This is a genomic window from Bifidobacterium sp. B4111, from assembly GCF_026537235.1.
GTDB lineage: Bacteria > Actinomycetota > Actinomycetes > Actinomycetales > Bifidobacteriaceae > Bombiscardovia.
Map to the genome: position 1 here is coordinate 38,455 of NZ_JAFNMO010000004.1, position 12,962 is coordinate 51,416.

The 12,962-nt window shown below is 62.3% G+C and carries 9 protein-coding genes, 1 other RNA gene and 2 pseudogenes; 10 read left to right on the forward strand and 2 right to left on the reverse strand.

Features of this window, described 5'->3' with window-relative positions; genetic code table 11:
• Window positions 1–2 precede the first annotated feature (2 nt).
• Window positions 3–734 (reverse strand): Fic family protein, encoded by a 732-nt coding sequence (locus J3T93_RS07305; protein WP_267400153.1) that lies wholly within the window; start codon window positions 732–734, stop codon window positions 3–5.
• Between the two features lie 100 nt (window positions 735–834).
• Between J3T93_RS07305 and J3T93_RS07310 the strand changes: the two genes are divergently transcribed.
• From J3T93_RS07310 to J3T93_RS07340, 7 genes are all read left to right on the forward strand, one after another.
• On the forward strand, window positions 835–3,558 hold the full coding sequence (locus J3T93_RS07310; protein ID WP_267431139.1) for an FtsK/SpoIIIE family DNA translocase: 2,724 nt from the start codon (window positions 835–837) through the stop codon (window positions 3,556–3,558).
• Window positions 3,559–3,665: 107 nt separating this feature from the next.
• The gene (gene pgsA / locus J3T93_RS07315; RefSeq protein WP_267431140.1) at window positions 3,666–4,271 is read left to right on the forward strand and encodes a CDP-diacylglycerol--glycerol-3-phosphate 3-phosphatidyltransferase; all 606 of its coding nucleotides are present in this window, start codon (window positions 3,666–3,668) and stop codon (window positions 4,269–4,271) included.
• Window positions 4,268–4,837, forward strand: coding sequence for a CinA family protein (locus J3T93_RS07320; RefSeq protein WP_267431141.1), 570 nt, complete (start codon window positions 4,268–4,270; stop codon window positions 4,835–4,837). The genes pgsA and J3T93_RS07320 overlap by 4 nt, the downstream gene beginning before the upstream one ends.
• Before the next feature lie 269 nt (window positions 4,838–5,106).
• Entirely contained in the window at window positions 5,107–5,625 is a 519-nt protein-coding gene (locus tag J3T93_RS07325; protein ID WP_416378839.1) for a helix-turn-helix domain-containing protein, read from the forward strand.
• Window positions 5,626–5,770: 145 nt separating this feature from the next.
• Window positions 5,771–6,004, forward strand: coding sequence for a DUF3046 domain-containing protein (locus tag J3T93_RS07330; RefSeq protein WP_015021655.1), 234 nt, complete (start codon window positions 5,771–5,773; stop codon window positions 6,002–6,004).
• Between the two features lie 228 nt (window positions 6,005–6,232).
• Window positions 6,233–7,387, forward strand: a complete 1,155-nt coding sequence (gene recA / locus J3T93_RS07335; RefSeq protein WP_267431142.1) for a recombinase RecA — start codon at window positions 6,233–6,235, stop codon at window positions 7,385–7,387.
• A gap of 4 nt (window positions 7,388–7,391) precedes the next feature.
• Complete coding sequence (locus tag J3T93_RS07340) at window positions 7,392–8,348, forward strand: regulatory protein RecX (RefSeq protein WP_267431143.1); 957 nt, start codon at window positions 7,392–7,394, stop codon at window positions 8,346–8,348.
• A gap of 6 nt (window positions 8,349–8,354) precedes the next feature.
• Here J3T93_RS07340 and rnpB read toward each other — a convergent pair.
• Window positions 8,355–8,731: RNase P RNA component class A (gene rnpB / locus J3T93_RS07345), an RNA gene on the reverse strand.
• A gap of 176 nt (window positions 8,732–8,907) precedes the next feature.
• Here rnpB and hpf point away from each other — a divergent pair.
• The 3 genes and pseudogenes from hpf to secA all read left to right on the forward strand — a co-directional run.
• Window positions 8,908–9,226 (forward strand): annotated as a pseudogene (gene hpf / locus J3T93_RS10055) (ribosome hibernation-promoting factor, HPF/YfiA family); the annotation flags it as partial.
• An 80-nt stretch (window positions 9,227–9,306) separates the two neighbouring features.
• Window positions 9,307–9,582, forward strand: a pseudogene (locus J3T93_RS10060) (sigma 54 modulation/S30EA ribosomal C-terminal domain-containing protein); the annotation flags it as partial.
• 227 nt (window positions 9,583–9,809) lie between these two features.
• A complete protein-coding gene (secA, locus tag J3T93_RS07355; RefSeq protein ID WP_267431144.1) occupies window positions 9,810–12,782 on the forward strand; it encodes a preprotein translocase subunit SecA in 2,973 nt (990 codons plus the stop codon).
• Window positions 12,783–12,962 lie beyond the last annotated feature (180 nt).

Here is a 12,962-nt window from a genome sequence, read left to right on the forward strand (position 1 = left end):
ACTCAGTGGGCTGGGCCCTGGTCCCATCCGGCGATCAGGAATATTCGAGTTGGGTTGACCGGGCGGACTATGCCCGCAATCAGGACCTGCAGATCATCGGTCTTGCCTCGGAGCGCTCGCTGGATGGCCCGGCGGTGGGCGGCCGGATCAGCCCGTCCCCAATCCAGGTCCCAGCCTGCATCGTGGGACAAGCGTGAGAGGAAGATGCGCAGAGTCATGCCGTTGCAGTCGGCGAAGGGGTGCAGATAGGAGAGCTCGTCATAGTAGTGGGCCAGGCGGTCTGCGAAGACCGGACGGTCCAGGTTGGCCAGATTGCGTTCGGCCGCCAGCTCCTGGCCGATGGCTGCCGCACCCTGCTCCAGCATGGCCGCCGGATACAGGCTGGCATCGTCGTCTGGTTGGGGTCGGCGCAGCACTCGCCCTTCCGGCAGACTGGGCAGCAGCCGACGGTGGATGGCCCGCAGCTCTTCAAGATCTCCCTCGGTCGCCCAAGGCCGCTGACAGATCAGGATGCTCCGCAGAAAGAGGGCATCCGCCGGGGTATCTGCCTTGGCCTTCTTATGACTGCTCTGTGCCTCCAAGCGTCGGGCCTGGTCGGCCAGTGACTCGGCCTGCCTTCTGCCCGCCATAAAGTCGCTGGCCGCCTGAAGAGCAAAAGGACTGGGCCGACGGTCATCCAGAAGCAGGTTGCGCATGGCGAAGGCCACGGCGCTCTGACGTTCGGCTGGTGTCATGCCAACGATGCTAGCCCTGGCGGCCCCCGTCTGAAAGAGTTGTGCACACTGACCCGGAGAACCCGATGCGGACCGGGGTTCTGGGTAGGCTGAAAGGGTTATGACACGTAAGCAGCAAGCAGACGCACGCGGTCGCGGCCGGACCGCATCCAAGGACAGCCAAGACCCGGAACCCTTCTGGCATAAGGTCTTGCTGGCCCTGCCCCGGGGCATGGGATCCTTGGTTCGCGCCGTGGTCGGCAAAAACGGCGACAACTCCGCCTATCGCAAGGACGGACTCTGCTTCGTACTGGTCATTCTGGCCGTGCTTTTCTGCGCCAGCGAATGGTTCCGCGTGAACGGCTTTCTGGGGCGGGGGCTGCATGCCCTGGCTGCGGGCGTTCTGGGACTCTGCAGCATCATCCTGCCGGTGGTTCTGCTCTTTGCGGCCTTCCGGCTGGTCTGCTACACCGGGCGCGAGGCCGGCAACCTGCCTGTGGTGGGCGGACTCATGGTGGTGCTCTGGTCGGTCTGCTCCATTCTGGACGTGCTCATGGCCTCGGATTATCGCGGCTTTGACATGAAGGCCATCAGTGACTCAGGCGGCCTTCTGGGGTTCTTTCTGGGGTCGCCTCTGGCCTGGGGGCTGTCCAAGGTCTTCGCCGTCGTCATCTTTGTTCTTGTGGCCATTTTCGGTCTCTTCATCACCTTTAGATTCCATATGAGTGACCTCATGGCCTGGCTGCGCGGCAAGAGGACCCATGCCTCCAGCTCGGCTTCGCCGCAGACCGCTCCCAACGAGGTCAGACTGGGCGATGACACCCTGCCCCTGGCGCCCGGCGTGCCCACCCACCAGGAGCCGGACCAGGAGGATGCCCAGGACTCCGGCAGGAACGGGGTGGCTGGCTGGCTTAGTCGCTTGCTGCATGGCCGCATCGGCAAGGACACGGACACCCATCTTGAGCGTTACGAGGCTGACGAGCCCTTCTCCCAGGCGGCCTCGCTGGAGGGTGCTGACCAGAGTGATCAGTCGGCGCAGGGTGCCGAGTCTGATCACGTGTCGACGCAGAACATGCCCGCGGTGGAGGCCTCGGCCACGGCTGCTCTGCTGGATGCCAGGGAGCAGGGGCACCCCAAGGTGGATCCGGCCGCGCTGTCCGGCGTGGGGGCCTCGGACCCCTGGGCTGCCGCCGCAGCAGCAGCCGACACCGTGCAGATGGATGGCCAGCCCGCTCCGGGAGCAGGGAGCCAGACAGCCGGAGCCCAGGGTGCGGGAGCACAGGGTACCGACGCGTCAAGCTCCTCCGATGACCGCCAGGTGGACGAGAGCCGGCCCTATGTGCTGCCCAGCACGGACCTGCTGGTCAAGGGGAAGCCTCACGCAGTCAGGACCTCAGCCAACGACGCAGTCATCAAGGCCTTGCAATCAACCTTCCAGCAGTTCGATGTGGACGCCAAGGTGGTGGGCTTCCTGCGTGGCCCCTCGGTCACCCAGTACGAGGTGGAGTTGGGGCCGGGCGTCAAAGTGGAGAAGGTCACCAATCTTCAGCGCAACATCGCCTACGCGGTGGCCAGTTCGGACGTTCGCATCCTGTCTCCTATCCCCGGCAAGTCGGCCATCGGCATCGAGATTCCCAATGTGGACCGCGAGATCGTCCACCTGGGCGACGTGCTGCGCTCCGACAAGGCCAAGCAGGACGACAACCCCATGATGACTGCCGTGGGCAAGGATGTGGAAGGCCACTATGTGACCGCCGACCTGACCAAGATGCCCCACCTGCTGGTGGCCGGCGCTACGGGTTCGGGCAAGTCCAGTTTCATCAATTCCATGCTGGTTTCGCTGATTATGCGGGCCACGCCAGAACAGGTCCGCCTGATCATGGTGGATCCCAAGCGCGTGGAGCTGAGTGCCTATGCTGGCATTCCTCACCTGCTCACGCCCATCATCACCGAGCCCAAGAAGGCCGCCCAGGCCCTGGAGTGGGTGGTCAAGGAGATGGATGCCCGCTACGACGACCTGCAGTTCTTCGGATTCCGGCACATCAAGGACTTCAACAAGGCCGTGCGCGAGGGCAAGGTCCACGCACCGGCCGGCTCCAACCGCAAGGTGGCGCCTTATCCATACCTGGTCGTGGTGGTCGACGAGATGGCCGACCTGATGATGGTGGCCAAGAACGACGTGGAGAGCTCCATCCAGCGGATCACCCAGCTGGCACGTGCGGCCGGCGTGCACTTGGTCCTGGCCACCCAGCGGCCCTCGGTGGACGTGGTCACCGGTCTGATCAAAGCCAACATCCCCTCCAGACTGGCCTTTGCCACATCCTCCTCGACGGATTCCCGAGTCATTCTGGATGCCACTGGCGCCGAGACCCTGATCGGCCAGGGCGATGCCCTCTTCCTGCCCATGGGCCAGGCCAAGCCCACACGCGTCCAGGGAGCCTGGGTCTCCGAGTCCGAGATCCGCAAGGCGGTGGATTATGTGCGCACCCAGCGCAAACCCCATTACCGCGAAGACATCGAGCAGATGGCCGACAAGGCCGACCACAAGAACGAGATTCAGGAGGAGATCGGCGACGACATGGACGAGCTGCTCCAGGCGGCCGAGCTGGTGGTGACCACCCAGTTCGGATCCACCTCCATGCTCCAGCGCAAGCTGCGTGTGGGTTTCGCCAGGGCAGGGAGGCTGATGGACCTGCTGGAGTCGAGGGGAATCGTAGGGCCGTCGGAGGGCTCCAAGGCCCGCGAGGTGCTCATTCAGCCGCCGCAGCTGCAGCAGGCCCTGGCTTTCATCCGAGGCGACGCCACCTCCATGGATCCTGCCCCCGATGAGCAAGCGCAGGGCTGAACATCGGCCCGAAGAGCCGGGCCTGGTCTACCGTTATGATGAAACTGCCGCCCGGCATGTATTGTTGGACGGCCCGAGCGCACGAGTATCGCGTATAAGGAGTGGCAATGCAGGAGCATGCCGAGTCAGAGACCGGTCGTGAGAGGCGTAGGCTTCTCGAAGGATGGAATTCTCCCCCAAATCTGGTCACCTACACCCGTATCCTCCTGGTCCTGATCTTCATCGCTCTGGATCTGATGGCCGGTCCTTGGGGCGAGCGCAGGCCTGGCATGCGGTGGGCCGCCGCAGTGCTCTTCATCCTCGCCGCCTCGACCGACAAGCTTGACGGGTGGCTGGCCCGCCGGTACAACCAGGTGACCGAACTGGGCAAGCTCATGGATCCCATTGCCGACAAGCTGCTGATCTGCTCAGCGCTGATTGTGGCATCCGTCTTCGGCGAGCTCTGGTGGTGGATCACCCTGCTCTTCCTAGTGCGGGAACTAAGCATCACCCTGCTGCGGGTTCTGGTCATCAACAAGCAGGGCCGGGTCATCGCCGCCTCCCGGGCTGGCAAGTACAAGACCCTATTTGAGTGCATCGGTCTGGGTATGCTCATGGTGCCCCTTTCGCCGGTCTGGCCCTGGTACCTGGTGACTACGCGCGTGGTCATCCTGGTGGCTCTGGCCCTTTGCCTCTACTCGGGAGCGGAATACGTGATAGGGATGCGGCAATGATCGGCAAGAGCGTGCAGGTCCGCTGCGACGACCTGGCTGGACGGATCATCGACACCTGCCGTGATTCTGGCCTGTTGCTGGCTGCAGCCGAATCACTGACCGGGGGACTGCTGGCCGATGCTTTCGTCAGGATTCCCGGGGCGTCAGACGTCTTTCTGGGCTCGGCCGTCACCTATGACATCGCCGCCAAGGCAGCCATCCTCAAAGTGGACCAGGATCTGCTGGCCACCCAGGGCGCAGTCCATCCCCGGGTTGCCCAGGAGATGGCCGAGGGCACGGCCAGGCTTTACACCAGGCCGGGGCACGAAGATACTGTTGTAGGCATGGCCACTACAGGTGTGGCTGGGCCTGGTCCTGATGGGGGTGATCCTGCTGGGCTGGTCTACATCGGTCTGGCTCTGCCCGCCCGGGTGATGGGTCGACGTATAGAGACTGGCCTTCAGTCCCATGTCTACCGGACTTATGCCTATGAGCTGCATCTGGATGGCGATCGGGAACAGGTGCGCCGGGGGACGGTCATGCGGATTCTGGAACAGCTGGATCGGGCCTTGCGCTCGCGGGGCTGACGGCCTGATGCGGTCAGTCGCTTTTACGGTTTTTACGGCTTCCACAAGTCGATGTCGAACCTTCTGCCTGCGGAATGCTGTAGTCGGCAGGCCAAAGCAAGAGGGTGCCTGTATTGTGCCATCCCTCATGTTCCCTGATTTCTTTCTTGCGCATACGTGACCTTGGTCACAAAGCAAGCATTTCGGGTTCCTCCCCTGGAATAATCTACTGGCTCGTCTGTTGGTCAATGTGTAAGAAGTTGAACACGATAATGGCGAAAGGGGCTGCTATGGCCAGCACCGAGACCGTGATGACTCGAACTAACGATACCTATGATGTCAAGCCGGCCGCACCCGGAGTGGAGCGCAATGCACGGGTTCGTGATCTGACACCTGCCCAGCGTCGTGCCGTCGTCTTCGCCCAGCAACAGGTGATCCGTGCCAAGGCTGCCAAGAAGGCCAAGGAGGAGCGCCAGGCCAATCTGAACAAGATGTGGATGGAGGAGGACGGCGTGGAAGCCAGCCGTCAGCGGGCAGCCTCCACCAACGACGGCCAGGCCGTCACCCACACCGTCTCCCTGCGCGAGGCCTTGGGCCACGTGCTGCGCGAGCTGAGGACCAACGATCACAAGACCCTGCGTGAGGTCAGCGAGAAGGCCGGCGTGTCCCTGGGCTACCTGTCCGAGGTGGAGCGCGGCCAGAAAGAGGCCAGCTCCGAGCTGCTGAGCTCCATCGCCGACGCACTGGGCCTGGGCGTGCCGCAGACACTGAGGATGGTGGCGGACTACCTGGAGTCCATTCAGGAGTAAGCATGTCTGGTCCGGTTGGATGATCCGGCGGACCGTTCTTGAGGGCGTCCGGTTCTGAGGAACCGGACGCCCTCTTCTGCTGACTGTCGGTTGCAACCGTAGAAGGAGTGTGACAGGGTGGGTTTTGGATGAAAGGTGATGTCGGGTGCGTGAACGGGAATTCTGGCAGCTGCTGGAGGAGGTCTTCGGCCGGGTCTACGGACGCAGTCTGGCCCGTGACCAAAGGCTGACCGCCCTGGATGCCATGACCGTAATAGAGGCCCTGGATGCGGGCGTGGAGCCGCGCGTGGTTTGGAACGTGCTCTGCGATCAGATGGAGATTCCCGACTCTCGCCGCTGGGGGAAGGACCACAATGCGCCGCCCATGCCGGCAGCCTGATCGGCGGGTTTTATCCTCCGCGAATTCATATCCCATTCCATGTGATTTTCGAACATTTGTTCGCATGGTCGGGTATACTGATACCCATGGTCCGGTGACTATCGGCACGTTCAACCACATCGGGCGCCGAGACCGCAGACGGGTTCCGACGGCGGATAGGCTGTCAATCGTGAGGTCGTCAATCAGGATGTCGTCATCGTGAGGTCGGTTACGAAAAAGGAGAGCCATATGGCACGTCAGAGCAACAGTGGCAAGGCGAAGAAAGAAGAGGAGGGCGGGATCGACCCCCGTCGCCAGGCAGCCTTGAACACAGCCCTCGCGCAGGTGGAGAAGAGCTTCGGCAAGGGTTCGGCCATGCGTCTGGGCGACAAGCCTGCCCAGGATGTGGAGGTCATTCCCACCGGATCTCTGGCCTTGGACATGGCCCTGGGCATCGGCGGACTGCCCCGTGGCCGCATCGTCGAAATCTACGGTCCTGAATCCTCGGGCAAGACCACCCTGGCCCTGCATGCAGTGGCCAATGCACAGGCCGGCGGTGGGGTGGCCGCCTTCATCGATGCCGAGCACGCTCTGGATCCTGAGTACGCCAAGAAGCTGGGCGTGGACACGGACTCCCTGATCGTCTCCCAGCCGGACAACGGCGAGCAGGCCTTGGAGATCGCCGACATGCTGATCCGGTCGGGTGCCCTGGATGTCATCGTCATCGACTCGGTGGCCGCCCTGGTGCCCAAGGCCGAGATCGAGGGCGACATGGGTGACAGCCACGTGGGTCTGCAGGCCCGTCTGATGAGCCAGGCCCTGCGCAAGATGACCGGTGCCCTGTCCCAGGCCAACACCACGGCCATCTTCATCAACCAGCTCAGGGAGAAGATCGGCGTCTTCTTCGGCAGCCCGGAGACCACCACCGGCGGCAAGGCACTGAAGTTCTATGCCTCGGTCCGCCTGGACATCCGCCGCATCCAGACCCTGAAGAACGGCGATGAGGCGGTGGGCAACCGCACCAAGGTCAAGGTGGTCAAGAACAAGATGGCCCCGCCCTTCAAGGTGGCTGAATTCGACATTCTCTACGGAGAGGGCATCTCCAAGGAGGGTTCGGTTCTGGACATGGCCCTGCAGACCAACATCGTCAAGAAGTCGGGCTCCTGGTTCACCTACGAGGGCGATCAGCTGGGTCAGGGCAGGGAGAACGTTCGTCAGTTCCTCAAGGATAACCCCGGCCTGACCAAGGAGATTGAAGATAAGGTCAAGGTTGCTTTCGGTCTTATTCCCGCCCCCTCCGAGGACAACAAGGTCGATCAAGCTGATGCTGCTCAAGGCAGCAAGAAGGACGACTCGGCTCCTGTCGACATCAACAGCACTGTGCCCACTGCCCAGGCCGCATGACGCGATGATCTCGGCCGAGGACTTCCTCAAGGAAAATCCTGTCCGTCTGGCGCAGGCCGAGGATTCCACCGACTCCAGCACAAAGTCGAAGTATTCTCGGTCGGACCGGTTGCAGGCAGACACTGTGGGTTTGTCTGGTCCGGCAGGTTCGGCGGGGTCAGCAGGTATCGGAGCAGCTCTTGATTCTGCCCAGAAGGATGACAGCTACAAGGAAGACGGCCGCCCAGTGCAGGCCGCTGCCCTGGGTCTGGGGCATGGAGCCCAGTTCGGAGGCAGTCTGGAAGATATAGACAATGCTGCCAATGCTGATGTGGGTGATGGATCCCTGCCAGGTCGTCATTCCCTTGGCCGCCGTTCTGCCCGGGGTTCCGACAGAAGAACCCGCCGTCGTGGCCGTCGCCCGCGTGCTGGCGGCTTTGGCGGAAGTTTCGCGCCTGCAGCCCCACGAGCAGATGCAGAGGATGCAGATGCCTGCCAGGAGGCTGCCCTGACCCTGCTGGATGCGGCGGCTCGTTCCAGCGGAGCTTTGGCCCGTCGCCTGGTCAATAAGGGGTTTGACACGAACGTGGTCGATCAGGTGATTGACCGGCTGATCAGGCTGCGCCTGGTGGATGACCAGGCCTATGCCCAGGATCTGTTGCATTCCTGCTTGCATCGCACCATGGGGGAGCGGGGAGTGCTTTCGGAGATGACACGTAAGGGTTTGGATCCGGGACTGGCTGCACAGGTAGTGGCCCAAGCATCTCGTGAGGGACTCTTCGTCGACTCCGCCTACGAACTTGGCCGCAAGGTGGCCCGCAAGACAGCCGGACTGGATCTCAAGGTCCGCAAACGGCGATTCTGGAGTGCTGGATCCCGCAAGGGCCACAGTCCCGGCCTTCTCACCCAAGTGGCAGCGGACCTTTTCGTCTCTGATGATCCTCTCGATGGAGCTGATTGCTGCCAAGGCACCATAAGGTAAGAGGGAAGATGAGACCTCTCATATACCCCGGGTTCTGTCATCGACCGGATAAAATCCGGACGACGGATGGCCATCCATCTCGACCTGACGTTGCCGCCAGGCTCTAGCGGCCTACCCGAAGGCGGGACGAGCAACCCCTGAATGCCTTCTGCTTGGCCTTGCTCCCGATGAGGCTTGCCATGCGATCGGCGTTACCGTCGACCCGGTGGTCTCTTACACCACCGTTTCACCCTTGCCCGCCTTGACCAGGCGAGCGGTCTGTTCTCTGTTGCGCTATCTCTCAGGTCGCCCTGGGCGGACGTTATCCGCCATCGTGCTCTGTGGAGCCCGGAAGTTCCTCAGCCCTTCCCAGGAAGAGGGGCCGCGGCCATCCGAGAGGTCTCGGGGATATAGCATAGCGGAACTGAAGGACCGGACCAGGGTCGGGATCCCGCTCTGGCCTCAAGCTCAATCAGTGAGTCAGCCCTGATCTTCGGATACAATCGGAAGCACAGTCGATGGTGACCAAGTCCGCCATCGCACCAGCGGTTCGTCCGCTCACAAGTGCAAGGAGATTCCCATGGAGATCGTCATTACCGGTCGACATACCCAGATCAAGCAGCGGTTCCGCGATGTTGTGGACAGCAAGATGAACAGGGTGACGGCCATCGCCCCCGATGCACAGCGCACCCAGGTCGTTCTGACGCATGAAGGCAATCCCCGCCAGGCTGACAGCGCCAAGAGGGTGGAGCTCACGGTCCAGGCCGGCAAGACCGTGATCCGCGCCGAGGCTTCCAGCGCCGACGAGTTCAGCGCACTGGACATGGCCCTAGACAAGCTGACCCAGCGTCTGCGCCGGGTCCGCGACCGCCGCAAGGACCACCGCCGCGGACTGGAGCATCCGCCTCTGCCCGCCGAGCTGCCCGTGGATGATCAGGCAGGCGATCAGAGCGATCAGGGCCAGGAGTCCAACTCCGACAACAGCGCCCAGAGCGCCGTGGCATCGGACCTGGCACCGGGCCAGTCGGTCGAAGTGCAGGTGGGCGACACCCCGATCGTCATCCGCCGCAAGCTGCACATCGCCGAGCCAATGAGCATTGACGAGGCCCTGTACGAGATGGAGCTGATCGGCCATGACTTCTTCCTCTTCGTCAACAAGGAGACCCGGCGGCCGTCGGTGGTCTACCGTCGGCACGGATGGAGCTACGGCGTCTTCGAGATTGATACGCCTGAGCACGTAGGCCGGAAGAAGTAAGAGCAAAAAGGGGTATTGGACTGTGGGGCGATTTTCCGGCGGCAGGATGGCCTGGCCTCCGGAGAATCGCCCTTCTTCAATGCCAGGTCCGGCTGCCAAGGCCACAGCCGGGTTTGCAGAACCATCGGTTTCGAGAAAATCGGTGCATTCGCGTAAGATGATCAGGGTCTGGGCCTACGTCAGCTGAGGGTGTGCGAAGGCCATAAAAGAACGGTAGGGAGCGCAACGTGGTAGCAGTCTTGGACAAGGTCCTCCGTATGGGCGAGGGTCGTCAGATTCGCAAGCTTCAGGGGGTGGCCAAGGCGACCAACGCCTTCGAGGATCAGATCTCGGCCATGTCCGACGAAGAGCTCAAGGCGCAGACGCCCAAGTTCAAGCAGCGACTGGAGAACGGCGAATCCCTCGATTCCCTGATGCCCGAAGCCTTCGCCACGGTTCGCGAGGTTTCCAAGCGCACCCTGGGCCAGCGGCACTTCGATGTCCAGCTGATGGGCGGCGCGGCTCTGCACTGGGGCAACATCGCCGAGATGAAGACCGGCGAGGGCAAGACTTTGGTGGCCACCCTGCCCAGCTATCTGAACGCCTTGGAGGGCAAGGGCGTGCATGTGGTCACGGTCAACGACTACCTGGCCTCCTACCAGAGCGAGCTCATGGGACGCATCTTCCGCTTCCTGGGCATGAGCGTGGGCTGCATCATCACCGACCAGCGCCCCAACGAGCGTCGCAAGCAGTACCAGGCGGACATCACCTACGGCACTAACAACGAATTCGGCTTCGACTACCTGCGTGACAACATGGCCTGGGACAAGGACGAGCTGGTTCAGCGCGGCCACCACTTCGCCATCGTGGACGAGGTGGATTCCATTCTGATTGACGAGGCACGAACTCCTCTGATCATCTCCGGACCCGCCGAGGGCGACGTGACCCGATGGTATCGGCAGTTCGCTAAGCTGGTCCCCAAGCTCACCAGGGATGAGGACTACGAGGTCGACGAGAAGAAGAAGGTCGTCGGCATCCTGGAACCGGGCATCACCAAGGTGGAGGACTACCTGGGCATCGACAACCTTTACGAGCCTGCCAACACCGCCCTGATCGGATACCTGAACAACGCCATCAAGGCCAAGGAGCTCTTCCTGCGCGATCGCGACTATGTGGTTCAGAACGGCGAGGTCCTGATCGTGGACGAACACACGGGCCGTCTGCTCAAGGGCCGCCGCTACAACGAGGGCCTCCACCAGGCCATCGAGGCCAAGGAGGGCGTGGAGGTCAAGGCCGAGAACCAGACCTTCGCCACCATCACCCTGCAGAACTACTTCCGCATGTACGACAAGCTGGCGGGCATGACCGGAACGGCCGAGACCGAGGCCGCCGAGTTCATGAACACCTACAAGCTGGGCGTGCTGCCCATCCCCACCAACAAGCCCATGATCCGCAAGGACCAGGACGATCTGATCTACCGCTCCAAGAAGGAGAAGCTGGCCGCCATCGTCCGGGATGTAGCCAAGCGACATGCCAAGGGCCAGCCCATCCTGTTGGGCACCGCATCCGTGGAGTCCTCCGAGGTGGTCTCCTCCCTGCTGGACGTAGCCGGCATCGACCACCAGGTACTCAACGCCAAGCAGCATGCGCGCGAGGCTGCGGTCGTAGCCGTGGCAGGGCGCAAGGGCGCCGTGACCGTGGCCACCAACATGGCTGGGCGCGGCACCGACATCATGCTGGGTGGGAACGTGGAGTTCCTTGCCGATCAGAAGCTCAAGGAGCAGGGCTACTCGCCCGACGACACCCCCGAGGAGTATGAGAAGCGCTGGCCCAAGATGCTGGATTCCGTCAAGGAACAGGTTAAGGACGAGCATGAGGAGGTTGTCAAGTTGGGCGGCCTCTACGTGCTGGGCACCGAACGGCACGAGTCTCGCCGCATCGACAACCAGCTGCGCGGCCGTTCCGGCCGTCAGGGCGACCCCGGTGAGTCCAGGTTCTACCTGAGCCTGGAGGATGACCTGATGCGCCTGTTCAACACCCAGCTGGTGGCTCGCATGATGTCCTCCAAGAGTCTGCCCGAAGGTCAACCTATCGGCACCAAGAGTGTCTCCAAGGGTGTGCGCAATGCGCAGAAGTCCGTCGAATCCCGCAACTACGAGATCCGCAAGAACGTGCTCAAGTATGACGACGTGATGAACAAGCAGCGTCAGGTCATCTACGGCGAGCGTCAGGCCGTGCTCAAGGGCGAGGACATCCACCAGGACATCCTCCGCTTCATCCGTGAGACCGTGACTTCATACATCCGTGGGGCGCAGAACGGCTCGGACAAGCCTCAGGATTGGGATGCTGACGGGCTCTGGAAGGCGCTGGCCTCCGTCTATCCGATCAGTCTCGACCAGGATGAGAGCATGGACTCCCTGGAGGGTCTGAAGGGTGACAAGGCCGTCAAGGCCCTGGCGGACAAGATCGTTGAGGATGCCGAGTCCATCTACCAGAAGCGCGAGGATGAACTGGGCGAGAAGGGCTCCAGGCAGCTGGAGCGCCAGGTGGTCCTCTCCGTCCTGGACAGCAAGTGGCGTGAGCACCTCTATGAGATGGACTACCTCAAGGATGGCATCGGCCTGCGCGGTATGGGTCAGCGCGACCCCTTGGTCGAGTACCAGCGCGAGGGCTACCAGATGTACAACTCCATGATCGACGCCATCAAGGAGCAGACCGTGCAGCTGCTCTTCAACGTGGACCTCAAGCAGATCGCGGCCAGTCAGGAGAACGAGCGGCGGGCCCGCGAAGAGCGTGAAGAAAACGAGGGAAGCCAGTCCGAGGAAGTCAACTACCAGGCGCCTGAAGAGCCTGATGCCGAAGACGAGACCACCGACATCGACGAGACGGCCGAGGAGCGCGATGAGGATGCCCCGGCGGGCAGCGTCCAGGAGGACTCCGACGAGGATGAGTCAGAGGATGCCGCTGACGCGCAGTCGGGTCTGAGCACGTCCGCCGAGGACTCGGAGGCTTCCGACGATTCGGCCCCGGCCCCGGTTGGGCCTGCTCCCATCAGTCATGCCGAGGGGAAGGTTCCTGCCAATAAGCGGCCCAAGGCCGTAGAGGATCACTCGCCTTGGGCCGATGGCCGCACCTTCCCGGGCACACCCCGTAACGCTCCTTGCCCCTGCGGCTCTGGACGCAAGTACAAGATGTGCCACGGTCAGAACGAGAAGAAATGACAGGTAGGCTCACTGATTAGCGGCTTCTGCAGATAGGGTTGCCGATCTGTTTGACGGTCATCGCTCGCAAGGGCGGTGGCTGTTTCCATATATTGGATTGACTGCTTTCATATATTGGTAGATAAGTGACCAGAATATGGGATTACCTTGTGAAGGGGAGGGGCAGGGCAGTAAACCTAG

Bases quoted from the DNA above. Each gene is read 5' to 3' on its own strand.
- J3T93_RS07305 (WP_267400153.1), bottom strand. From the start codon at position 734: ATGACACCAGCCGAACGTCAGAGCGCCGTGGCCTTCGCCATGCGCAAC.
- J3T93_RS07310 (WP_267431139.1), top strand. From the start codon at position 835: ATGACACGTAAGCAGCAAGCAGACGCACGCGGTCGCGGCCGGACCGCA.
- pgsA (WP_267431140.1), top strand. From the start codon at position 3,666: ATGCAGGAGCATGCCGAGTCAGAGACCGGTCGTGAGAGGCGTAGGCTT.
- J3T93_RS07320 (WP_267431141.1), top strand. From the start codon at position 4,268: ATGATCGGCAAGAGCGTGCAGGTCCGCTGCGACGACCTGGCTGGACGG.
- J3T93_RS07325 (WP_416378839.1), top strand. From the start codon at position 5,107: ATGGCCAGCACCGAGACCGTGATGACTCGAACTAACGATACCTATGAT.
- recA (WP_267431142.1), top strand. From the start codon at position 6,233: ATGGCACGTCAGAGCAACAGTGGCAAGGCGAAGAAAGAAGAGGAGGGC.
- J3T93_RS07340 (WP_267431143.1), top strand. From the start codon at position 7,392: ATGATCTCGGCCGAGGACTTCCTCAAGGAAAATCCTGTCCGTCTGGCG.